This window comes from Leucobacter holotrichiae (assembly GCF_055791005.1).
The window spans coordinates 252,581-274,249 of the sequence record NZ_JBVUAC010000003.1 but is presented as its reverse complement, the minus strand read 5'-3'; the positions used below and the strand labels follow the sequence as shown (position 1 = coordinate 274,249).

At 69.3% G+C, this 21,669-nt stretch carries 20 protein-coding genes; 10 read left to right on the top strand and 10 right to left on the bottom strand.

What is annotated here, in order from left to right:
- Positions 1–42: 42 nt before the first annotated feature.
- A complete protein-coding gene (locus AC0KXF_RS06585; RefSeq protein ID WP_473108405.1) occupies positions 43–963 on the bottom strand; it encodes a LysR family transcriptional regulator in 921 nt (306 codons plus the stop codon).
- A gap of 78 nt (positions 964–1,041) precedes the next feature.
- On the opposite strand from AC0KXF_RS06585, the gene AC0KXF_RS06580 reads away from it, so the two are divergent.
- From AC0KXF_RS06580 to AC0KXF_RS06555, 6 genes are all read left to right on the top strand, one after another.
- Positions 1,042–2,283, top strand: a complete 1,242-nt coding sequence (locus AC0KXF_RS06580) for a M24 family metallopeptidase (RefSeq protein ID WP_473108404.1) — start codon at positions 1,042–1,044, stop codon at positions 2,281–2,283.
- Between the two features lie 2 nt (positions 2,284–2,285).
- Positions 2,286–3,503 (top strand): aminotransferase-like domain-containing protein, encoded by a 1,218-nt coding sequence (locus AC0KXF_RS06575; RefSeq protein ID WP_473108403.1) that lies wholly within the window; start codon positions 2,286–2,288, stop codon positions 3,501–3,503.
- A complete protein-coding gene (locus AC0KXF_RS06570; RefSeq protein ID WP_473108402.1) occupies positions 3,500–4,849 on the top strand; it encodes a M20 family metallopeptidase in 1,350 nt (449 codons plus the stop codon). Before AC0KXF_RS06575 ends, AC0KXF_RS06570 begins: the two co-directional genes overlap by 4 nt.
- A 17-nt stretch (positions 4,850–4,866) precedes the next feature.
- Positions 4,867–5,619, top strand: coding sequence for an SDR family NAD(P)-dependent oxidoreductase (locus AC0KXF_RS06565; RefSeq protein WP_473108401.1), 753 nt, complete (start codon positions 4,867–4,869; stop codon positions 5,617–5,619).
- 132 nt (positions 5,620–5,751) lie between these two features.
- A complete protein-coding gene (locus tag AC0KXF_RS06560; protein ID WP_473108400.1) occupies positions 5,752–7,233 on the top strand; it encodes an NAD-dependent succinate-semialdehyde dehydrogenase in 1,482 nt (493 codons plus the stop codon).
- A 109-nt stretch (positions 7,234–7,342) separates the two neighbouring features.
- Positions 7,343–8,665: an aspartate aminotransferase family protein gene (locus AC0KXF_RS06555; RefSeq protein ID WP_473108399.1), complete on the top strand. Its 1,323-nt coding sequence runs from the start codon at positions 7,343–7,345 to the stop codon at positions 8,663–8,665.
- A 6-nt stretch (positions 8,666–8,671) separates the two neighbouring features.
- Here AC0KXF_RS06555 and AC0KXF_RS06550 read toward each other — a convergent pair whose 3' ends face one another.
- The gene (locus AC0KXF_RS06550; RefSeq protein WP_473108398.1) at positions 8,672–9,364 is read right to left on the bottom strand and encodes a GntR family transcriptional regulator; all 693 of its coding nucleotides are present in this window, start codon (positions 9,362–9,364) and stop codon (positions 8,672–8,674) included.
- Positions 9,365–9,653: 289 nt separating this feature from the next.
- Here AC0KXF_RS06550 and AC0KXF_RS06545 point away from each other — a divergent pair, with 289 nt between their 5' ends.
- Positions 9,654–9,932 (top strand): HU family DNA-binding protein, encoded by a 279-nt coding sequence (locus AC0KXF_RS06545; RefSeq protein ID WP_017884001.1) that lies wholly within the window; start codon positions 9,654–9,656, stop codon positions 9,930–9,932.
- A 122-nt stretch (positions 9,933–10,054) separates the two neighbouring features.
- On the top strand, positions 10,055–12,109 hold the full coding sequence (locus AC0KXF_RS06540; RefSeq protein ID WP_473108397.1) for a bifunctional copper resistance protein CopD/cytochrome c oxidase assembly protein: 2,055 nt from the start codon (positions 10,055–10,057) through the stop codon (positions 12,107–12,109).
- 107 nt (positions 12,110–12,216) lie between these two features.
- On the opposite strand, the gene AC0KXF_RS06535 is transcribed toward AC0KXF_RS06540, so the two are convergent.
- The 8 genes from AC0KXF_RS06535 to AC0KXF_RS06500 all read right to left on the bottom strand — a co-directional run bounded on the left by AC0KXF_RS06535 (position 12,217) and on the right by AC0KXF_RS06500 (position 18,746).
- Complete coding sequence (locus tag AC0KXF_RS06535; protein ID WP_473108396.1) at positions 12,217–12,858, bottom strand: LysE family translocator; 642 nt, start codon at positions 12,856–12,858, stop codon at positions 12,217–12,219.
- Positions 12,859–12,885: 27 nt separating this feature from the next.
- Complete coding sequence (gene dcd, locus AC0KXF_RS06530; protein WP_473108395.1) at positions 12,886–13,491, bottom strand: dCTP deaminase; 606 nt, start codon at positions 13,489–13,491, stop codon at positions 12,886–12,888.
- Between the two features lie 44 nt (positions 13,492–13,535).
- On the bottom strand, positions 13,536–14,765 hold the full coding sequence (gene lhgO, locus AC0KXF_RS06525; RefSeq protein ID WP_473108394.1) for an L-2-hydroxyglutarate oxidase: 1,230 nt from the start codon (positions 14,763–14,765) through the stop codon (positions 13,536–13,538).
- A 15-nt stretch (positions 14,766–14,780) separates the two neighbouring features.
- Positions 14,781–15,494: a helix-turn-helix domain-containing protein gene (locus AC0KXF_RS06520; RefSeq protein WP_473108393.1), complete on the bottom strand. Its 714-nt coding sequence runs from the start codon at positions 15,492–15,494 to the stop codon at positions 14,781–14,783.
- Positions 15,495–15,569: 75 nt separating this feature from the next.
- Complete coding sequence (locus AC0KXF_RS06515; RefSeq protein WP_473108392.1) at positions 15,570–16,601, bottom strand: ketopantoate reductase family protein; 1,032 nt, start codon at positions 16,599–16,601, stop codon at positions 15,570–15,572.
- Complete coding sequence (locus AC0KXF_RS06510; RefSeq protein ID WP_473108391.1) at positions 16,598–16,906, bottom strand: Dabb family protein; 309 nt, start codon at positions 16,904–16,906, stop codon at positions 16,598–16,600. The genes AC0KXF_RS06515 and AC0KXF_RS06510 overlap by 4 nt, the downstream gene beginning before the upstream one ends.
- Positions 16,903–17,994 carry a ketopantoate reductase family protein gene (locus AC0KXF_RS06505; RefSeq protein WP_473108390.1) on the bottom strand — a complete coding sequence of 364 codons (1,092 nt, stop codon included), beginning with the start codon at positions 17,992–17,994 and terminating at the stop codon, positions 16,903–16,905. The genes AC0KXF_RS06510 and AC0KXF_RS06505 overlap by 4 nt, the downstream gene beginning before the upstream one ends.
- A 29-nt stretch (positions 17,995–18,023) precedes the next feature.
- The gene (locus AC0KXF_RS06500; RefSeq protein WP_473108389.1) at positions 18,024–18,746 is read right to left on the bottom strand and encodes an SDR family NAD(P)-dependent oxidoreductase; all 723 of its coding nucleotides are present in this window, start codon (positions 18,744–18,746) and stop codon (positions 18,024–18,026) included.
- Between the two features lie 345 nt (positions 18,747–19,091).
- On the opposite strand from AC0KXF_RS06500, the gene AC0KXF_RS06495 reads away from it, so the two are divergent.
- Together AC0KXF_RS06495 and AC0KXF_RS06490 are read left to right on the top strand one after the other, a co-directional pair.
- The gene (locus AC0KXF_RS06495; RefSeq protein ID WP_473108388.1) at positions 19,092–20,621 is read left to right on the top strand and encodes a sugar ABC transporter ATP-binding protein; all 1,530 of its coding nucleotides are present in this window, start codon (positions 19,092–19,094) and stop codon (positions 20,619–20,621) included.
- Positions 20,622–21,623 (top strand): ABC transporter permease, encoded by a 1,002-nt coding sequence (locus AC0KXF_RS06490; RefSeq protein ID WP_473108387.1) that lies wholly within the window; start codon positions 20,622–20,624, stop codon positions 21,621–21,623.
- Positions 21,624–21,669 lie beyond the last annotated feature (46 nt).

Below are 21,669 nucleotides of genomic sequence, written 5' to 3'. Positions count from 1 at the left end.
GTGCGCGAGATCCGGTTTCACTGTGCCGCGCGAGATCCGGCCTCACCGTGTCGTGTCGCGCGGTTCAGCCTCCTCGCCGTCGGCGGGCCGTGACCGCGACGCCCAGGCGGCCTCGATGGCGGTGCGGCACGCGATGACGGCCGGCGAGCGGTCGGTACCGCGCCTGACGAGGGTGGTGAGGCTGCGGTGCATGTCAGTCGGGAAGCCGGGCACCGGCACCACCGAGTCGGGGAGCCCCTCCGCGGCCGAGGCCGGAAGGAACGCGGCCGCCACGCCCTGTTCGAGCAGGCGGCGATGCACGTGCGGATCGGGCGACTCGAAGCGCACCCGCGGCTCGAATCCGGCGCTGCGGCACACGCCGAGACTCCAGCGGAAGGAGTCGGAGGAGCGCGGCTCCATCGCCCAGGCGGTCTCGGCGGGGTCGGTCGCGCCCGAGGGGAGGTAAGCGCGGATCGGCTCCCGGCCGAGGGGCGCGGCGAGCAGGCCGGGCGCCGGCGGAAGGGGGTGGCCGGGGTACTCGTCGGCCACGGCGACGTCCGCGCGCCGGGCGAGCAGCCTGTCGACCGCGGCCTCGGGGTCGAGCTGCACGAACTCGAGCGTCAGAGCCGGGGCGATGCCGCCGAGGCGGCGGGTGATCGCGGCGAGCATGCCGATCGCGAAGGTGTGGAACGCGACGAGCCGCACGGTGCCGCTCAGGGCGTCGCGCGACTCCGCGAGCTCGCTCTCGGCCCGCTCCAGCACCGCAAGCACCTCTTCCGTGCGAGCTACGAGGCGCTCGGCCGCGGCGGTGAGCCGCACGCCGCGGCCCTCGGTCTCGAGCAGCGGCACGCCGCACTCCCGCTCGAGCCGACCGAGGCGCTGGGAGACGTTCGAGGGGCTCACCCGCAGCGACGCGGCCGCGGCCGTGAGGCTGCCGCGCAGCGCGACCTCTCGCAGCAGCACGAGTTTGTTGGCGTCGAGCATCGCTCCTCCATCGTGAATTGAAGATGAACGGTACTAATGATACTCGTGGGCGAGAATGAACGGTGGAGGTGCCCTACGGTGGAGGGAGCAGAGCAGCTGACGGGCGAGGAGGAGCAGATGGCGGCACAGGTGCTGCAGACGGCGGAGTTGGATCGGCGGCTCGCCGCGGTGCGAGACGCGATGCGCGAGCTGGGCCTCGACGGCCTCGTCGTCGCCGACCCGGCGAACATCTTCTACCTCACGGGGTACAACGCGTGGTCGTTCTACACCCCGCAGATCTTCTACGTGCCCGTCGAGGGCGAACCGGTGCTCGCGATGCGCGAGATGGACGCGCTCGGCGCGCACCGCACCGCGCTTCGGTACGGCGTCGACGTGCTCGGCTACCCCGAGGCGCTCGTGCACCGGCCCGACACCCACCCGATGGCGTGGGTGGCCGAGCAGCTGCGCGAGCGCGGCTTCGCGAGCGGTGGCGGCGCGGGATCGATGCGCATCGGGTTCGAGGGCGACGCGCACTTCTTCGCCGTGCGCTCGTACCTCGCCCTGCGCGACGGCCTGCCCGAGTGGGAGCTGGTCGAGAGCCGCGAGCTCGTGAACTGGGTGCGCCTCGTGAAGTCGGACTTCGAGATCGCGCAGATGCGCAAGGCCGGGCTCGTGGCTAGCGAGGCCATGCGCTGCGCGGTCGACGCCGTCGCCGAGGGGCGGCCGCTCAACGAGATCGCGTCCGAGGTCATGGCCGCGCAGGCGCGCGGCGACCTCGACGGGGGCGCCGACGGCGACTACCCAGCCATCGTGCCGATGTTCATGCATGGCGAGGGCGCCGATACCCCGCACCTCACCTGGACCGCCGAGCGGATGGCCGCGAACGAGGCGGTGTCGATCGAGCTCGCGGGCGTGCACCGCCGGTATCACGCACCGCTCGCGCGCACCGTGTCGCTCGGCCGCCCGACCGCCGAACTCGACCGTCTCGCGGGGGTCACGGTCGAGGGGCTGAACGCGGCGCTTGAGGCGCTGAGGCCGGGCAGCACGTCAGCCGATGTGCAGGCCGCGTTCGACCGCGTGCTGCGCCGATACGGCCTCGAGAAGAAGTCGCGCCTCGGCTACTCGATCGGCGTCGGCTTCCCGCCCGACTGGGGCGAGCGCACCGTGAGCCTGCGGGCCGACGACAGGACGGAGCTGCAGGAGAACATGACGTTCCACGTGATCGCCGGCATGTGGATGACCGGCTACGGTTTCGAGGCGTCGGAGTCGGTGCGCGTCGCACCGGGAGGCGCCGAGGTCTTCACCGACGCTCCGCGTCGGCTCATCGTGAAGGGAGCCTGAGCATGGCCGTCACCCAACTCACCCCGCCGTTCGCCGATCGGACCGACCTCCTCGTCGGCTCGGTGATCGACGCCTCGACGGCGCTGCTCGCCGAGCAGCAGCACGACATCGTGCGCTTCGCGATGGGCGCGCCGAGCGAGGATCTCATGCCGATGGCCGAGATCGACGAGGCGTTCACCCGCACCGCAGAGGGTCGTTACGACTACGCCGAGACGCAGGGCGAGCCGGTGCTGCGCGAGCAGATCCTGGCGCTCAGCGACCGCCTCGGGGTGCAGACCTCCGACGAGCGCCTGCTCGTCACGAGCGGCGGCATGCAGGGGCTCGACATCGCGTTCAAGCTCTTCACCGACCCGGGCGACCTGGTCATCGCCGAGGCCCCGACCTACAGCAACGGCAACGCCACGGCCCTGAGCTACGGCGCCGAGGTGCTGCCGGCGCCGGTCGACGACGCCGGCCTCGTGGTGGAGGCGCTGCCCGAGCTCGTGGCGGCGAAGGGCCGGGCTCCGCACGCGATCTACACGATCCCGAACTTCCAGAACCCCACCGGCGTGACGATGAGCCGCGAGCGGCGCGAGCGGCTCATCGAGCTGGCCGAGCGCTGGGGCGCGATGATCATCGACGACGACCCCTACGGCATGCTCCGCTTCGAGGGGGAGAGCGTGCCGAGCTTCGCCGAGATCGCCCCCGGGCACCCGCTCCTCTTCCAGGTGCGCACCTTCTCGAAGACCATCGCGCCCGGGCTGCGCACGGGGTGGATCGATGTCGACCCCGCCGTGCGCGAACTCGCGATCAACGCGAAGCAGGCCATGGACACCTGCAGCAGCGTGCCGGTGCAGCGCGCGGCCGCGAGCCTCCTCGCGGCCGGGCATCTCGAACGCCACGTCGCGCGCATGCTGCCCGTCTACCGCGAGCGCAAGGAGGCCATGCGGGCGTCGCTCGCGCGTCACTTCGGCGATACCGCGGTGGCGACCGATCCCGAGGGCGGGTTCTTCCTCTGGGTCACCTTCGCGGGGGAGCTGGCCGGCGTCGACACCGAGGAGCTCTTCCCCGCGGCGCTCGCTGAGGGCGTCGCCTACATCCCGGGGCCGGCGTTCACCGTCGACGAGTCGATGCGGGGCGCGCTGCGCCTCTGCTTCGCCACGTCGTCTCCCGAGCGCATCGAAGCGGGCGTCGCGCGACTGGCCCGGGCGATCCGCCGCACCGTCGGAGGCGCGCGGTGACCGCCGCGGATCGCGCCGCCGGATCCGCCGCGGCTGAGCAGCCCGGGTTGGAGCAGCGCGCGCTCGAGCTGATCGACCGCGACCGCATCGTCGACGATACCTGCGAGCTCATCCGCGGCCGGGGCGAGAACCCCGGCGGCACCGAGGCCGAGACCGTGCGCCGGTTGCGCGCCGCGTGCGAGCGGATCGGGGCGACCGTCTCCACGCAGGAGTTCGCGCCCGGACGCGAGAACCTGCGGGCCGTGCTCGGCCCCGATTCCGGGCCCTCGATCCTCTTCCTCGGGCACAGCGACGTCGTGCCCGCCGGCGAGGGCTGGAGCGCCGACCCCTTCGAGCCGCGGGTGCGAGACGGCCTCGTCATCGGCCGCGGCGCGACCGACATGAAGGGCGGCCTCGCCGCGGTGCTCGCCGCGATGGAGGCCGTACACGCCGTCGCGCCTGGGCTGCGGCTCGAGCTGCTCTGCACGGGCGACGAGGAGGATCGCGCCCAGGGAGTGATCGCGGCGCTCGGAGCCGCCGAGGCGCTGAGCGAGGGATCGCCCCGCCGCTACCTCGCCTGCATCGTCGCGGAGCCCACCGACCTCGACACGGTGATCGGCTGCCGCGGCGCGAGCAACTTCGTCGTCGAGTGCCTCGGAGCGTCGGCTCACGCGGGCCGACCCGAGGACGGCGCGAGCTCCATCTACGCCGCGAGCCGCGTGGTCGAGCTCGTGCGCGAGGAGCACCTCGCGGCCGCGGAGGGGGAGCGGGATCCGCTGCTCGGCGGGCCGACCTGGAACGTGGGCACCATCGCCGGCGGCAGCGGCACCTCGATGGTGCCGCGGCAGACGATCCTCACGGTCGACCGCCGGACGATGCCGGGCGAGGATCCCCGGGTCGTGCTCGCCGGTCTCCTCGCCCGTGTACGAACCGACATCGCCGCGTGCGGCATGGCCGGCGCCGACCGCGTCGAGGTGCGCGGAGAGGTGGACATGGAGATGCCCGGGTTCCGCACGGATCCCGATTCCGAGCTCGTGACGATCGCCTCCGGGGCCGTCGCCGAACTCGGCGGCGAGAGGCGGGTCACCGGGTGGACTGCGGCCTGCGAGGGCGGTTTCATCGCGGCCTTCCACGGCGCCCCCACCGTGATCCTCGGGCCGGGCGATATCAACAACCAAGCGCACCAGCCCGACGAGAGCGTGCGCGTCGAGCACCTGCTCATCGCGGCGCGGGCCTACACGCTCATCGCGCTCCGGCTCGCAGCCGGCGCCGCGGGGAGCGCGGTGCGTGCGGAGCCCGGCGGAACTGCGGAGCTCGCAGGGACGGCGGAGATCGCAGGGACAGCAGAGACGGCGGACCGGGCATGAATAGGAGTGGAGAGAACATGACGCAGACGAAGACCGCGATCGTCACGGGGGCGACCTCTGGCATCGGAGTGGTCATCGCGCAGCAGCTCATCGACAGCGGCTTCGCCGTGGCGGTGGTCGGTCGCTCGGTCGAGCGGGGGGAGGCCGTGGTCGCCGATCTCGGCGAGCGCGCCCGCTTCTTCGCCGCCGACCTTAGCGCCCCTGGCGCCGCCGCCGACCTCGTCGGGCGGGTCGTCGAGGCGTTCGGCCGCGTCGACGTGCTCGTGAACAACGCCGCGATCGATCACACCAATGACCTGCTCGAGGTCGGGGAGGACGAGATCCGCGCGACCTTCGAGACGAACACCTTCGGCACCATGAACCTGCTCATCGCGGCCGCCAGGCGCATGCGGGAGCAGGGGCACGGGGGCGCGATCATCAACATCACCTCCCGTCTCGCGAGCATCGGGGTGCCGACGATGGGCGTCTACAGCGCCTCGAAGGGTGCGATCCTCGCCTTCACGAAGGCCGCCGCGATCGACCTCGCGCCGTTCGACATCCGAGTGAACGCGGTCGCCCCCGGTATGACCCGCACCCCGCTCTACCAGGAGTGGCTCGAGGGTCTGCCCGACCCCGAGGCCGAGGCGGAGCGGGTCGCCGAGGCGATCCCGATGGGCCGCATCGCCGAGCCCGAGGACGTCGCGGCGGTCGTGAAGTTCCTCGCCTCCGACGAGGCCGCGTACCTCACCGGCGTGTCGATCCCGGTCGAGGGCGGGTACCTCGCCAAGTAGGCGGACGAGGATCGGCCGACGCGGATCCGCCCCTCTCGCGACCGCGGGGAACGCGGATCAATACTGTTGGCAAAAATTGTAGGACAAGGCTACAATTTAACAAGCCAAGCTTCTTTCTGAGAGAGGACATCGATGTCTGTACTGCTGCCTTCGCCCGAGCGGCTCGCCGCGTCGGAACGCGCGCTCGAGAGCCTGCCCGGCTTCTCGAACCACGAGCCCGGCGCCGACGAGTTCGCAGTGCTCGACCCCTCCACAGAGCAGCGCATCGCGACGCTGCCGAGCCGCTCCGTCGACTACGCGCTCGAGCAGGTCGGCATCGCCGACGAGGCCGGGCGCGCCTGGGCCAAGACGGCCCCGCGGCACCGCTCCGACGTGCTCCACCGCGTCTACGACGTGCTCATCGAGAACCGCGAGCGCCTCGCCTACGTGATCAGCCGCGAGATGGGCAAGACGCGCGCGGAGGCGAGCGGCGAGGTGCAGTACGCGGCCGACTACGTGCGGTGGTACGCCGACGAGCTGTTGCGCCCCGCCGGAGGGTTCCGCGAGAACCCGGCGGGCGGATCCACCATCCTCACCCGCCGCGCACCGGTTGGCCTCGCGCTGCTCATCGCCCCCTGGAACTTCCCCATGGCGATGATCACCCGCAAGATCGCCCCCGCGCTCGCCGCAGGGTGCGGATCGGTCATCAAGCCTGCGAGCCTGACCCCGCTCACGACGGTGCTCACCGTCGAGCTCATGGCGGAGGCCGGCGTGCCGCGCGAGCTCATGCGCGTCGTCACCACGAAGCATTCCGGGGCGTTCAGCGAGGCTGTGCTCGCCGACCCGCGCGTGCGCAAGATCTCGTTCACGGGATCCACCGGCGTGGGCTCCGAGCTCATGGGGCTGGCCGCGAAGCACGTGGTGAAGAGCTCGATGGAGCTCGGGGGCAACGCACCGCTCATCGTCTTCGACGACGCCGACCTCGAGCGTGCGGTCGAGGGCACGATCGCCGCCAAACTGCGCAACGGCGGCCAGTCGTGCGTCGCGGCCAACCGCATCTACGTGCAGGACGGTATCGCGGACGACTTCGTCGCCGCCTTCAGCGAGCGCATGTCTCAGGTGCAGCTCGGCCACGCCGTCGCGGAGGGCGCGGCGCTCGGCCCCGTGATCGACGACCGCGCCGTCGCGAACTTCGCCCGCCTCGTCGACGACGCGGTGGAGCGCGGCGCGGACCTCCGGGCGGGCGGGAAGGCCCTCGACGGAGCCGGGCACTTCTTCGAGGCGACCGTGCTCGACCGAGTGCCCGCGGGCGCCGACATCGCGAACACCGAGATCTTCGGCCCCGTCGCCGCGATCAGCCGCTTCGCGACTCAGGAGGAGGTGCTGACGGCCGCCAACGACACCCCCTTCGGGCTCGCCGGCTACGTCTTCACCGAGAGCCTCGACCGGGCGCTCAACGTCGCGGACGCCCTCGAGACCGGCCTCGTCGGCATCAACAACGGCGTGCCGACGACGCCCGCCGCGCCGTTCGGCGGCGTCAAGCAGTCGGGCCTCGGGCGCGAGGGCTCCGGCGAGGGCCTCGAGGAGTACCAAGAGATCCGCTTCTACAACATCTCGAGGCGCGAGACCGCCTGAGCCCGGTCGATCCGGACTCGGCCGATCCGCCCCGCCCTTCACCCATCGCCTCGCCCCTCACCCACCCCGCCCGGCACGACCGGGCGAACCCGAGACCAGGAGAACCCGCATGACCACCACCATCACCGATCGTCCGCAGCGCGTCCGCACCGAAGTGCCGGGCCCGAAGTCGCGCGCCGCGCACGCGCTCAAGGAGCAGCACGTCTCGGCTTCCGTGAGCCCGCTGCTGCCCATCTACATCGATCGCGCCGAGGGATCGGTACTCACCGACATCGACGGCAACGAGTTCATCGACTTCGGCTGCGGCATCGGCGTGACCTCGCTCGGGCACGGCAACCCCGCCGCGATCGAGGCCGCGATCGAGCAGACCCGCCGCTTCACGCACACCCTCTTCGGCGTGACCCCCTACGAGCTCTACGTCGAGGTGTCGCGCCTCCTTGGCGAGATCACCCCGGGCGACTTCCCGAAGAAGTCTGCGCTCAGCTCCACCGGTGCCGAGGCCATCGAGAACGCCGTGAAGCTCGCGCGCGCCCACACCCGGCGCAACGGCATCGCCGTCGTCGACCACGGTTACCACGGCCGCACCAATCTCACGCTCGGCATGAACTACAAGGCGCAGCCGTACTCGGCCGGCGTCGGCCCCCGCCCCGGCGAGATCTACCGCGTGCCGAACTCCTACCCCTATCGCGACGGTCTCGACGGCGCCGTCGTGGCGAAGCGGGCCATCGCGCACCTCGAGAAGATCTCCGGCGCCGACAACCTGGCTTGCCTCGTCATCGAGCCCGTCCAGGGCGAGGGCGGCGTCACCGTGCCCGCGCCCGGCTACCTCGAGACGCTGCAGGCCTGGTGCAACGAGCACGGCATCGTGATCATCGCCGACGAGATCCAGACGGGCCTCGGCCGCACCGGCGAGCTCTTCGCGAGCGAGCACTTCGACTTCGTGCCCGACCTCGTCGTGACCGCGAAGGCGCTCGCCGCCGGCATCCCGGTCTCGGCGGTGACCGGGCGCGCCGAGATCATGGACGCGATCCCCGCCGGAGGCCTGAGCGGCACCTTCAGCGGCAACCCCGTCGGCTGCGCCGCAGCGGTCGAGGTGCTGCGGCAGCTGCGCGAGCCCGGCTTCCTCGAGCGCACGCGCGAGATCGGGGAGCGTCTTCAGAGCGGGCTGCGCGCGCTACAGGAGCGCTACCCCCTGATCGGCGACGTGCGAGGGCTCGGCGCCCTGCACGGCGTCGAGCTGATCGACGAGGACGGCGCGCCCGACCCCGCGGCCTTCCGCGCGGTGAGCCGACACGCGGCCGAGCATGGTCTGCTCGTCATGGCCGGCGGCAGCGACGGGCACGTGCTGCGGCTGCTGCCGGCGCTCAACATCTCGGACGCCCTCATCGACGAGGCGCTCGCGATCCTCGATGACGCGTTCGCGGCGCTCTGAGCCGCGTCAGATTCTCGCGGCGGGCGTCTCGCCTCCCGCGAGGATCTCGCTCAGTCGACGGTAGTTGCCTTCGATGTGCTCGCGCAGCAATTCGACGGCCACGTCGCGGTCGCCCTCGCGGATCGCGTCGTAGATGCCGCGGTGGCGATTCACGATCGAGACCTGCGGATTCACGTACTCCTCGTCCGTGTACGACAGCACGGTGAAGTAGAACACGAGCTCCTTGCAGATCAGGCGGTAGAAGGCGCTGATCCGCTCGCTGCCGAGCAGGTCGACGATGGCCTGGTGCAGGTCAAGGTCGGCCGCGACGATCTGCTCGGGCGCGTTCTGATCGGCCGCGCTCACGAGCACTTCGAAGGCCGCGTCGAGTCGCCGCAGCTGCTGCTCGTCGGGCACCTGCCGAGCCCCCGAGAGCTCGAGCTCGATGCGGGTGCGGTAGAGATCCTCGAGGTCCCTCGCCGTAGGGGTGCTGACGACGGCGCCGCGGTGGATTTCGTACTTGACGAGGCGGCTGCGCTCGAGCAGGCGGATGGCCTCCCGCAGCGAATTGCGGGAGACGCCGAGCTTCGTGGCGAGGCTCGACTCGCGCAGCGGCTCACCGACCTTGAGCGCGCCCGAGACGATCAGACCGACGAGCGCGTCGGAGACTGCCTCCGCGGTACTGACCCGGTGCAGTGAGATGTCGTCGAGTTCCGGCATGGTCCTACTCAAGGGGGATCGAGCGCCCTCACGGGGCGGTGTGCGTGCATGGGGTACACACAGGATACGTCCGCTCGGTGCCCGGAGGTGAGTTCGGTCTGCGCTCCGGTCGCGCCCGCACGAGCCCCTGACTGAGAAATCTCCTCTGAAATCGGTCGAAATCCGCGAGATTCCGCCGAATTGGGGTAGATTCGTACGCGATCAACCGATCGGACCCTCCCAACGGGTGGGGGACACCTGAACAAGATCAGGGGCCGGCGCCGCGCGTCTCGCCCTGGAAGGACACAACATGGCACTCAACAAGACTGAGCTCGTCGCTAAGATCGCGGCCGAGACCGGCCAGAGCCAGGCCGCCGTTTCGAGCGTTATCGACGGCCTCTTCGCCGCGGTTTCCGAGACCGTCGCCGGTGGCGACAAGGTGTCGATCCCGGGCTGGATCTCCTTCGAGACCGCGACCACCGCTGCCCGCACCGGCCGCAACCCCCGCACCGGTGAGACCATCGAGATCCCCGCCGGCAAGCGTGTGAAGGTCTCGGTCGGCTCGAAGCTCAAGGCTGCCGTGAAGTAACTTCTTCACCCTCAGAGAGCCCCGGTCGCGCCTCGGCGCCGCCGGGGCTCTCTGCGTTCAGGGGCGGGCGCCGCGGTGTCGGTGTAGAGGAGACGCCCGGGCGGCCGGGTTAGGCTGGTTCGGTGCCCCGATACCTGCGCGTGCTCGCGCCCGCCACCCTGCTCGCGGCGACCCTCGTAGCCTTGATCATCGGGCTCTCGATCGGGGGCGCGGCCGATGAGCGCGCACTGGCCGATCCCGGCGCGATCGTGCGCTTCGGCCTTCCCGTCTCGCGCACGCTCGTGAACGTGTCGATGGCGGGGCTCATCGGCTCCGTGGTGATGGCCGTCTGGGCGCTCGCGGGCCTCAACCCGGCCTCGCACGCAAGCGGGACCCGCACGCACGCGCCCGCATCCCGCGGGGGAGGCGAGCCGCCCGCAGAGACGCGGACCGCAATGGATCTCGCCGCGGCGTCGGCCGCCGTGCTCACCGTCGCGAGCGCGGCGACGATCCTCTTCACCTACGTCGACGTATCCGGCCTCGCGTTCTCGCCCGATGCGCAGTTCGGTGCGGGGCTCGCCCAGTTCGTCACGGAGATCGAGCTGGGCCGGCTGTGGCTGCTCGAGTTGCTGCTCGCCGCGGTCACCACGGTGATGGCCTTCGCGATCCGGGGGCGCCGCCTCACCCTGCTGGTGCTGCTCGCCGCCCTGGTCTCCACGCTGCCCCTCGCGCAGCAGGGGCACGCCGCAGGCGCGTCAGGGCACGGGCTAGCCGTCAATGCGCTGCTGGTGCACCTCATCGGCGCGGCGGTGTGGCTGGGGGGTCTGCTCACCCTGGTCTTCGTGGCGAGGGTCGTCGACCGGCAGCGGCTGGCGGTGCTCACCGCGCGCTACTCCACGCTGGCGCTCTTCGCGTTCATCGGCGTTCTCGCCTCGGGTGTGGTGAGCGCATGGATGCGCATCGGCTCCGTCGACGCGCTGTTCGGCACCGGTTACGGGCAGCTCGTGGTGCTGAAGACCGCGGCGCTTCTCGCCCTCGGCGTGTTCGGCGCGGTGCAGCGCTCGCGCCTGATCCCGCGTATCGCGAGTGGTGCGACCCGGGCTTTCGCCTGGTTCGTCGTCGCGGAGCTCGCCGTCATGGGCATCGCGAGCGGTGTGGCGGGAGCGCTCGGGCGCACCGCGACGCCGGTCGCGCTCGAGCCGGCTCGCGATCAGGGCGGCAGGATCAGCCCGGCCGAGTGGCTCACCGGCGATCCGCTGCCGCCCGAGCTGACCGCCGGGAGCTACCTCACCGAGTGGAAATTCGACCTCGCGTGGGTGCTCGTGTGCGTCTTCGGCGTCGCGCTGTACCTGGCGGGAGTGCTGCGCCTCGCCCGCCGCGGCGACCGGTGGCCCATCGGCCGCACCGTCGCCTGGATTCTCGGCCTGCTGCTGCTCTTCTACACGACCAACGGCGCGCTCAACGCGTACGAGCAGTACCTGTTCAGCGTGCACATGCTGGGGCACATGATGCTGACCATGCTCATTCCCCTCGTGCTCGTGCTCGGCGCGCCGATCACGCTCGCGCTGCGGGCCGTGGAGCGCCGCACCGACGGCTCGTGGGGCGGTCGCGAGTGGATCATGTGGGCGATCGCGACGCCCTACTCGAAGATCATCACGCACCCGGCCGTGGCCGCGGTCGTGTTCTCGGGGTCCCTGTGGGTCTTCTACTTCACGCCGATCGCACGTTGGGCCGCCGAGGAGCACCTCGGCCACCAGTGGATGATCATCCACTTCCTCATCTCGGGCTACCTGTTCAGCCTGTCGATGATCGGCGTCGATCCGGTGCCGTACCGCTTCCCGTACCCGCTGCGACTGGTGACCCTGTTCGCGACGATGGCGTCGCACGCGTTCTTCGGCGTGACGCTCATGACTGGTGACGGGCTGCTGCTCGCGGACTGGTACGGCGCGATGGGCCGCACCTGGGGTGCGACACCGCTCGAGGACCAGAACACGGGAGGCGGGATCGCGTGGGGGATCGGCGAGCTGCCGACGCTCGCGCTCGCGCTCGTGGTCGCGGTGCAGTGGTCGCGCAGCGACGCGAAGGAGCAGAAGCGCAAGGATCGGGCCGCGGATCGCTCGGGGGACGCCGAGCTCGAGGCCTACAACGCGATGCTGGCGAAGACCGCGGCGCGCGACGAGCGCGCCGCGCGCCGCTGAGCGGGGTCGAGGTCGGGGGCGGAGGGCGCCGCGCTCAGGGAGGAGATCGTCGCCCGGGCGGGAAGCTGTCGACTATCCCGCCCGCGCGGGCGCGGATCTCCTCCCTGTCAGGGCCCGGTTCGGAGATCGAGCGCCAAGCGGATCCCGAACATCAGCAGTACGCCGCCGGTGACGCGATCGAGCCAGCGCATGAAGCGGGGTGACCGGAGGCGCGCGCCGAGCGCCCCGCCGGCGACGATGATCACCGCGAACCAGATGAGACCGAAAGCGTTGTGCACGAGCGCGAGCAGGGTGCCCATGAGGATCGGCGAAACGCCCTCCGGCACGAACTGCGGGATCGCTGCGAGGTAGAACACTCCCACCTTGGGGTTGAGCAGGTTGGTGACGAGCCCGGTCGCGAAACCGCGCCATGCGCTGCCCCGCAGCTCGGGGAGGTCCTGGCCGTGCGTTGCGGCACCGCGGAAGCTCGAGACGATGAATCTCAGTCCCATCCAGGCGAGGTAGACGGCCCCGGCGACGCTGAGAATCCGGTAGGCCGTCTCTGAAGCGGCGAGGAGCGCGCTCGCTCCGACGGCCGCGGCGATTCCCCAGGCGACCACCCCGGCGAGCACGCCCAGCGCGGTGGCCCAGGAGTAGCCGCGGGAGTGGGAGATCGAACTCCTGAGCACCAGGGCCGTATCGACGCCGGGCACGACCGTGAGCAGTACGGCCATGACGGAGAAGCCCAGGATGGCCTGCTCGAACGTCATTGTCTGAGGTGCTACGGGCGCCTCGGGCTACTCACCCGGGGCGCCCTCCTCGGTCACGGTGACATCGGCGCGATGGAAGTTGAGGTGCGAGCGCGAGGCAGTGGGGCCGCGCTGTCCGAGGTAGCGCGAGAAGGTGGCGCCGGCGCCGTAGGGGCGGTCGGCGGGCGACGAGAGCTTGAAGAAGCAGAGCTGCCCGATCTTCATGCCGGGCCACAGACGGATCGGCAGCGTGGCCACGTTGGACAGCTCGAGCGTGACGTGTCCCTCGAAGCCCGGGTCGATGAAGCCCGCGGTCGAGTGGGTGAGCAGCCCGAGGCGACCGAGCGAGCTCTTGCCCTCGAGACGTGCGGCGATGTCGTCGGGCAGGCTCACCCGCTCGAAGGTCGAGCCGAGCACGAACTCGCCCGGGTGCAGGATGAACCCCTCTGCGGGATCGACCTCGATGAGACGGGTCAGCTCCGGCTGCTCTTCCGCCGGGTCGATGACCGCGTACTTGTGATTGTCGAAGAGGCGGAAGTAGCGGTCGAGGCGTACATCGACGCTCGACGGCTGCACCATCTCGGAGCCGGTCGGCGTCAGGCCGATGCGCCCGGACTCGAGTTCCGCGTTGATGTCGTGATCGGAGAGCAGCACGGGAACGATTCTAACGGTGCGGGCGGGGCGTCGCCGTTGGGTTCTCAGTTCGTCGATGCCCCGCGGATGCCGTACTGCTCGTCGAGGATCCTCCGCACGAGGTACTCGGCGATGGCGAGCGATGCGGTCGCCCCCGGTGAGGGCGCGTTGCGCAGCAGAGTGAGGGCGCCGCGATGCTCGATGACGAAATCGTCGACGAGCCGACCCTCGCGGGTGACGGCCTGCGCGCGCACGCCACGCGGGAGCGCCACGGTGACGGCGTCCGCCACCTCGGGGACGTAGCGGGCGGCCTCGCTGACGAGGCGCCGTCGCGAGAGCACTCCCCGCGCTTCGCGGAACGCGCTCGGCAGATTGTGTCCTGCGAAGCGCCAGAAACCAGGTTCGCGCAGGATGTCACGCAGGTCCCGGGGCCTGATCCCGAAGCCGCTGTACCGTTCGCGGTCCAGCGCCAGGAAGGCGTTGGGGCCGATGGTCATCGCACCGTCGACCCGCTTGGTGAGGTGCACGCCGAGGAACGGGTATCGCGGATCGGGGACGGGGTAGACGAGGCCGTTGGTAATGGTCCTGAACTCCGGTCCGAGCAACAGGTACTGGCCGAAAAACGGCACGATGGCGGGTGTGCGTCGTGAGCCGGCCATGACGGCGAGGCGGTCCGACTGAAGGCCCCCGCACACGACCGTGTGATCGAAGACGAAGTCTCCCGCGTTCGTGACGAGCCTTACTCCCGCGTGCTCCGAAGCGATGTCCAGGATCTCGATGCCGAGGTGCACCGCACCGCCGGCCGACCGGATGTCATCCGACAGGCACTCCGCGACGCGCCGGTAATCGATGATGCCGGTGCGGGGCGAGTGCAGAGCCTCGATACCCGTCACGTGCGGCTCGAGAGAGCGCAGCCCGTTCGGACCGACCATGGCGACTCCCGGGACGCCGTTCGCCCGCGCACGTTCGCAGATCGATCTCAGGCGAGGGCGCTCCTCGGCCTCCAACGCGACCACGACTTTGCCGCACTGCTCGTATGGGATGCGTTTCTCTGTCGCGTACTCGGTCATCAGGCCCACGCCCCTGCGGCACAGCGCGGCCTTGAGGCTGCCCGGCTCGTAGTAGAGCCCCGCGTGCAGCACGCCTGAATTGTGACCGGTCTGATGTCGTCCGACCGACGGTTCCTTCTCGAAGAGGGTGATCGTTGCAGAGGGGAACCGCGTGGTCAACTCGCGTGCGACCGCGGTACCGAGGATGCCTCCGCCGATGACCGCGAAGCGCTCCGGTCCGGACACCACCCCTTTCTCCGGTCAGTCGCGGAAGGCGCGGAGCACGTCCACGGCGGAGTTCAGATGCGCCGGAGCGCCGTCGCGCGGCCGCTTCTCCTCGGCCGTCGCCTGGGCGGCTGCCGCGCGACCGACCACGTACCAGATACCGATGACCGGTTCGTCGCCGTTGTTCACGAAGAGGTGCGCCCGCTGGGAGTCGAACGCCATCGAGTCGCCCGCGCGGATGATGTGCTCGTCGAACTCGAGTTTGAGCGTGAGCTCGCCGCTCAGCAGGTAGACGTGCTCCACTCCGAAGTGCCGCATCAGCTGGCCCTCGATCGAGCTCGACGCGCCCGGCTGGTAGGTGACCCGAAGCGCCTCGACGTCGGTGCCGTCGAGCACCGAGAGCCGCTCCCACTTCACGCCGTTGTCCATCTCGAGAGTGGGGTTCTCGGTGGAAGCCTGGAAATGGTAAGGCACGGTGGGGCGTGGGACGACGTGGGGCACCTGCACCACCTGCGGCGACTCGGGTGCCTCTCGGAGGAGCGAGTGCTCCTCCCGTCCGAGCAACGCGTCGGTGGAGATGTCCAGCTGGGACACCAGGGAGTAGAGTGTGCTGACGGACGGTTTCGTCTTGCCGGTCTCGACCTGCGAGAGCAGGCTGGGGGAGACGCCGATCGCGGAGGCGAGCGAGCGCAGGCTCATCCCCCGGGCTTCACGGGCCTCCCTGAGACGTGCGCCGATGGAATCGGACATGAAGGCTCTCCTATGCTGTGCAGCGTCGAGACGCTTAACGTATGCCTATTAAGTGTAACTACATGCTGACGGTGCTCAGGGTCGGTGGCTCGCCGCCGCGCCGAGGAGGCGCTCCGCGTTGTGGACTCCCGCCTCTACCTCGCTCCGTTCGATGGCGCGCGCGACGCTCAGCACCCGGTTGTTCAGTGGGGCGCGATCTGCTCCCCCCGCGGTTGCGACGACACGGCCGTTGAGATCGTCGATCTCGGCGCGACGCCCCTTGCGCCAGTCCTGCAGCACCGTCGTGAGCGTGGAGGGGAACGTATACGCGTCGAGCACGACCCCGAGCAGATGCCTCACGTAGTTCTCCTGGGTGAGCGCGGCGGAGTCCGTCTCCCGGTTGAAGATGGGTACGATGCGTCGACCGTCTGCGAGCGCCGCGTCCAGCGCCTCCTGACCGGTTGCGAGCATCATCTCGTGCATTCCGGGAAGCGCGATCGCTTCGGCGAGCGGCAGGTCGAGGATCGCGGACGGCACCAGCTCGCAAGCGTTGGCGACGAGCTTCATCCACTTCGCCGAGCGGATGTCACCGGTCGTGACCACTTCCGCCGCGCTGCTCAGGATCGGGGCCACCGCCTCCGCGCGGGCCTGCGCCGCCGGCGTCTCGCCGCCCAGCGCCAGCCAGAGCGGGGCCTCCTGGATGATCCGGCCGGGTACGAACATGTTGGCGGCGACCTCGACCACGGCTCCCACACTGCGATCCGGCCCGAAGACTTCGGCGACGGTGTCCAGGGTGATGCCGTTCTGAACGGCGACCACGGAGCCGTCGTCGGCGAGGTGCGGACGGAGCAGCTCGCAGGCCCAGCGGGTGTCGTAGGCCTTGACCCCCAGCACGATGATCTCGAAGGGAGCCGTCGGCTCGGCGAGTCGGCAGAGATGCCGCGCGGCCACTCGCGTGGTGCGCACCGTTCCGGCCCGGTCGACGGTGAGGCCGTCGCGGCGCATGGCCTCGACGTGGGCGGGCCAGGGGTCGTAAACGGTGACATCGGCACCCGCGTGCCGCAGGCCCTCGGCTATCGCTCCTCCGTTCGCTCCCGCGCCGAAGACCGCGATGCGGGGGCCGCTCACGGTCGCTCGAGTTCGTAATCCACGACCGACTTGTCGGAGACGAGTTCTCCGACGACGGTCAGCGCCGCGAGGTGGTCCGGGTGCACCTGGTAAGCGGCCAGCGCTTCGAAGGAGTCGTGATGGGAGACGAGCACAGCGTCCCAGTGCCCTCCGATGGTGCCGTCGTCGATGCCGATCTCAAGCGACTGCACGCCGGGAACGGTGCGGATGAGAGGTTCGAGAGCCTCCCTGAGCGCGGCTGCGGAGCGGGCGCGGCCCTCGGTGTCCCGCTCTGCGAACTTGAAGGTGACGATGTGGCGGATCACGGGAGCTCCATTCTGCGCTCGGCGGTGCGTCGGGCGCTTCTGGCCGGTACGAGCACGGGCTCGCGGATGATGGCGCGCATCAGCTCGACATTGGCGAGGCTCGGTACGAGCTCACCGCGCTCGATGCGTTCGCCGATGCGCAGGATCGCCTCGTTGACCGGGGCCTCGCCGCCGAGTCGTTTGCGCAGTTCGACGATGTAGCCGTTGAATCCATCGAGTTCGGCTCGACGTCCCTTCTGCCAGTCCTGGAGCACGGCGACACGGGTGTCCGGGCGGGAGAACGACTCCAGCACCGCGTCGAGCAGGTCGAGCGCGTACTGATCCGAGTCGGGCACTTCGTCGGCGGTCTTGCCGAAGATGGGGAGCATCGTGATGCCGGCGTCGACTGCGAGCTGGTAGGCCTCGCGGGCGGCGGCGTCCATCACGCTGCGCATGTCCTTCTGCGCTACTGCCGTCAGCAGCGGCACTCCGAGGATCGCCGAGGGGAGCATCTCCGGGATGTTGGCGATGAGTTTCATCCACTTCGAGGAGCGGATGTCGTCGGAGACCTCAGTGGTGCCCGCGTGGCGAAGGGAGTCGACGACAGCCTCCAGCTGCGGCGTCCGCTCGCCGTCGAGCGTGCCCACCGTGAACCAGGTGTCCTCGGGGGCGTACTGCCGCACGACCAGACCCGGCTCGAAGACGTTGGCGGCGATGCCCAGCACCGCCCCGATGGTGCGCTCCGGTCCGACGATCTCGGCGACGGCGTCGATCGTCATCCCGTTCTGCAGCCCGACCACCACCGACCGATCGTGGAGAAGCGGCTTGATGAGCTCGACGGACCAGCGGGTGTCATAGGTCTTGGTCGAGAGGAAGACGATGTCGAACGGGTCCCGCATCTCGGCGACCTGGCAGAGGTGGTAGGCGTCGATGCGCGTCGTCTCGGTCCGATCCGGCATCTCGACCGTGAGACCGTTCTCTCGTATCGCCTCGATGTGCTCCGGCCACTGATCGATGAAGGTGACATCGAGACCGGCGCGCGCCATGTCGGCGCCGATCGAGGCGCCGTTCGCACCCGTGCCGAGCACTGCGATTCGCCGGCCGTCCATGTGATCGCTTCCCTTCTTCACGGCTCGTGCTATTGGGCAGTGTATCCGCCGTCGAGCACCAGCTCGGCTCCGGTCATGTAGCTCGATTCGTCGCTCGCCAGGAAGAGCACGCCGTTGGCGATCTCCCTGGGCGAGCCCAGGCGTCCGAGGGGCACCATCGCCAGGACTCCGGCGGTGACGTCGGCGTCCTGCGCGTCGATGAGCGGCGTATCGATGAGACCAGGATGCAGCGAGTTGCAGCGGACTCCCTCCGAGATGTACGAGAGCGCGACGTTCTTGCTCAGGGAGCGCACCGCGGCCTTGGAAGCGGTGTAAGCTGCGACGCCCGCGGCGCCGGCGATGCCCCAGATGGAGGAGGTGTTGATGATGGAGCCGCCTCCGCCCGCGACCATGATCGGCACCACTGTGCGGCAGCCGTAGAAGACGCCGTTGAGATTCACGTCGACGACGAGATTCCAGTCTTCGAGCGGAATCTCGGAGACCGGTTCGTAGGCCTTGACGATGCCCGCGTTGTTGAACAGCACGTCGATGCGCCCGTGGTCGGCGACGATCCCGGCGGTGACGCTCTCCCACTGCGAGAGATCGGTGACGTCGAGCTGCACGAACGTGATCGATTCGGAATCGTACGGGGCCGGTGTCTTGACGTCGGCGGCGTAGACGATCGCGCCCTCCTCTGCGAATCGCTCGGCGGTGGCGCGGCCGATGCCGCCCGCCGCTCCCGTGACCAGGGCGATCTTTCCATCGAGCCTCATTGCCGACCTCCGTGCATCCGTTATCGAGAATCGAAATATGTGCAGCATTAGTACACACATAATTAAGTGCTGCTGTCAACTCCAAGAGGGCTTCGGGGTGGGTGTGCTTGCGCGTTTCGGGGAGAATTTTGCTGTAGTCTCACGCAAACTCGGGAAACTGTTCCGGCTGGGTGGTTGCTTGCTCTCGGGATTGATGTTTAGCTAATCTGTACATTCAGTCCGTTCTCTGACTGCTGCAACATCGATGTTGAACAAGGTGAGGCTAAGGATGACACCGACTCTTACGGCGACGACGGTCCGTCGCCCCGCGACGATCCACGGGGGCGGAGCTGGGGAGTCCCGCTCATGAGAGTCGATGCCGATGCTATTGAGGAGGGGACCCCGATCCTCCAGCTCCGGGGCATCTCGAAGTCGTTCGACGGCACCGTCGTGCTCAAGAAATTCGACCTCGAGGTGTTCGCTGGCGAGACGCTCATCCTCCTGGGCGAGAACGGGGCCGGCAAGTCCACGCTGAAGAACATCCTGTGCGGACTCATCAAGTCGGATGGCGGAGAGATCGTGTTCGACGGGACGACCGAAGCGGAGTGGACCAGCTCGCGCGCGAAGGAACTCGGGCTGGCGGCGATCCACCAGGAGCTCAGCCTGTTCCCGAACATGACCGTCGCCGAGAATGTCCACATCCAGGATCTGACGGAACGAGGCTTCCTCGTCTCACCGAAGGAGCTGGTCGCGAAGACCGACGAGTTGTTCCGGGACCTGCTCGACATGGAACTCGACTCCTCGCAACTCGTCCAGGAGTTGCCCCTGGGCCAGCGTCAACTCGTCGAGATCGTCAAGGCCGTTCGCAACGCTTCGAGCGTGCTGGTGCTCGACGAACCGACCACCTCGCTGAGCATCCAGGAACGGCAACAGCTCTTCACTGTGATGAGGCGTCTGCGCGAATCGGGCTACGCGCTGATCCACGTGACGCACTTCCTCGATGAGGTGCAGGCGGTCGGCGACCGGGTCGCGGTGATGCGCGACGGCGAGATCGTGGCGCTGAGGCACAGAGACGAGATCACTGTGAACGAGATCGAGCAGTTCATGGTGGGCCGGGAGCTCGCGGCTGTGAGCCGAGAACAGCGCGCGACCGGTATCTCGCGGGAGACCGTGCTCGAGGTGCGCGGCCTGAGCGACGAGACCCTGCTCGAGGACATCAGTTTCGAAGTGAAGGCCGGGGAGATCGTCGGCGTTGCGGGACTGACCGGCGCCGGCCGCAGCGAATTGATGGAGGCCGTCATCGGCTTGCGGCAGGCGGACGGCGAGGTCAGGGTGCTGGGGCAGGATTACCGGGACCGATCCGTAGTGAACAGCCGGCGACGGGGGATGGTGCTGGTATCGGAGGACCGGCGCGTGCAGCAGGCTTTCCTGGAACGGACGGTCCGCGAGAACGTCACCTCTCCGACGCTGTACCGGGTCTCCGGCCGGCTCGGCTGGATGCGCGTCAAGCGGGAGCGCGCATTGACCGACAGGATGATCTCCGACTTCAAAGTGAAGACCGCCGGCAGCGAGGCTGACTTCGGGGCGATGTCGGGAGGCAACCAGCAGAAGGCCATACTTGCGCGTTGGCTCAGCCTGGACCCCCGAGTATGCCTGCTCGACGAGCCGACGAAAGGCATCGACGTGGGTGCGAAGGCGCAGGTGCAGCGCACCGTCTTCGACCTCGCGGATCAGGGGGTGGGCGTAGTCGTCGTGTCCTCCGATCTGCCGGAGCTCTTCCAGGTGAGCGATCGGATCCTCGTGATGCACAGCGGATCGATCGCGGCAGAGTTCGGCCGCGACCGATTCGATCCGGCTGCCATCCTGCGGGCGGCATCGAGCGGAAGGGCCGCGTAGATGAATCGGGTTCTCAGGCGGCTGTCGCCGCAGATCGCCATTCTGGCAGGCGTCGTGGTGCTGACGGTGGTGATCTTCACCACGCTCTCCCCGGGATTCCTGAGCCCCGGCAACCTCAGCAACATTCTGCTGCAGGCTTCGGCCACGGCGATCGCCGCGGCGGGCATGACCCTGGTGATCACGGCCGGCTGGATCGATCTGTCGGTCGGTTCCATCATCAATGTGTCGATGGTGCTCGCGCTCGCCGCAGCCGGCGTGAACTCGGCGGCGAGCGGCGATTCCAGCCCGGCCACCTACTTCATCGTGATCGGCACGGCTCTCGTGGCCGGCCTCCTCAACGCGGTACTGATCCAGGTGCTCAAAGTTCATCCGCTGCTGGTCACACTGGGTACGCTGACCCTGTTCCGCGGGATCGCACTGCATTTCACCGGCGCGGCGAGCTGGGCCGCAGAGGGCCCGATCCAGTGGCTCGGCCGCCTGAACGTGTTCGGGATCCCGGGGCCGGTGATCACGGCGGTGATCGTGGTGATCGCGGCCGATCTGCTGCTGCGTCGAACGACACTGGGTCGATACATCGTCGCGATCGGCGGTTCGGAGCGCTCGGCCCGCGAGAGCGCCCTGCCGATCAACCGCGTGCGATTGGCGGTATTCGCGATCTCCGCGTTGTGCGCGGGTATTGCAGGGCTCATCATCGTCGGCAGGGTGGGAACGGCGCAGGCCACCCTGGGCTTCGGGTACGAGTTCACCGTGATCACCGCGGTCATCGTCGGGGGCACGAGCCTGTTCGGAGGCAAGGGCTCGGTCATCGGCGCCGCTCTGGGCGCGCTGCTGCTGTCGCTCATCGACAACGGGCTGAACCGGATCGACGCCTCGATCTACATCTACGACGTCGTGCGCGGAGTGGTGCTCGTGGCGGCTGTGATGCTCGACATGATCATCAGCGGCCGGCTGTCGCGGCTCCGCGCGAGGCGCCGACACGCAAAGGCGCGGCTGGCGGGTTAGGGCGTCGATCGGGAGCCGCTCGAGCGGCTCGTCAGAATCCATCACA

What these genes read in the sequence shown, in the direction of transcription:
- AC0KXF_RS06550 (WP_473108398.1), bottom strand. Translation starts at nt 9,364, where the DNA reads ATGCCGGAACTCGACGACATCTCACTGCACCGGGTCAGTACCGCGGAG.
- AC0KXF_RS06555 (WP_473108399.1), top strand. Translation starts at nt 7,343, where the DNA reads ATGACCACCACCATCACCGATCGTCCGCAGCGCGTCCGCACCGAAGTG.
- AC0KXF_RS06500 (WP_473108389.1), bottom strand. Translation starts at nt 18,746, where the DNA reads ATGAGGCTCGATGGAAAGATCGCCCTGGTCACGGGAGCGGCGGGCGGC.
- AC0KXF_RS06520 (WP_473108393.1), bottom strand. Translation starts at nt 15,494, where the DNA reads ATGTCCGATTCCATCGGCGCACGTCTCAGGGAGGCCCGTGAAGCCCGG.
- AC0KXF_RS06490 (WP_473108387.1), top strand. Translation starts at nt 20,622, where the DNA reads ATGAATCGGGTTCTCAGGCGGCTGTCGCCGCAGATCGCCATTCTGGCA.
- AC0KXF_RS06585 (WP_473108405.1), bottom strand. Translation starts at nt 963, where the DNA reads ATGCTCGACGCCAACAAACTCGTGCTGCTGCGAGAGGTCGCGCTGCGC.
- AC0KXF_RS06565 (WP_473108401.1), top strand. Translation starts at nt 4,867, where the DNA reads ATGACGCAGACGAAGACCGCGATCGTCACGGGGGCGACCTCTGGCATC.
- AC0KXF_RS06535 (WP_473108396.1), bottom strand. Translation starts at nt 12,858, where the DNA reads ATGACGTTCGAGCAGGCCATCCTGGGCTTCTCCGTCATGGCCGTACTG.
- AC0KXF_RS06560 (WP_473108400.1), top strand. Translation starts at nt 5,752, where the DNA reads ATGTCTGTACTGCTGCCTTCGCCCGAGCGGCTCGCCGCGTCGGAACGC.
- AC0KXF_RS06495 (WP_473108388.1), top strand. Translation starts at nt 19,092, where the DNA reads ATGAGAGTCGATGCCGATGCTATTGAGGAGGGGACCCCGATCCTCCAG.
- AC0KXF_RS06505 (WP_473108390.1), bottom strand. Translation starts at nt 17,994, where the DNA reads ATGGACGGCCGGCGAATCGCAGTGCTCGGCACGGGTGCGAACGGCGCC.
- AC0KXF_RS06575 (WP_473108403.1), top strand. Translation starts at nt 2,286, where the DNA reads ATGGCCGTCACCCAACTCACCCCGCCGTTCGCCGATCGGACCGACCTC.
- AC0KXF_RS06545 (WP_017884001.1), top strand. Translation starts at nt 9,654, where the DNA reads ATGGCACTCAACAAGACTGAGCTCGTCGCTAAGATCGCGGCCGAGACC.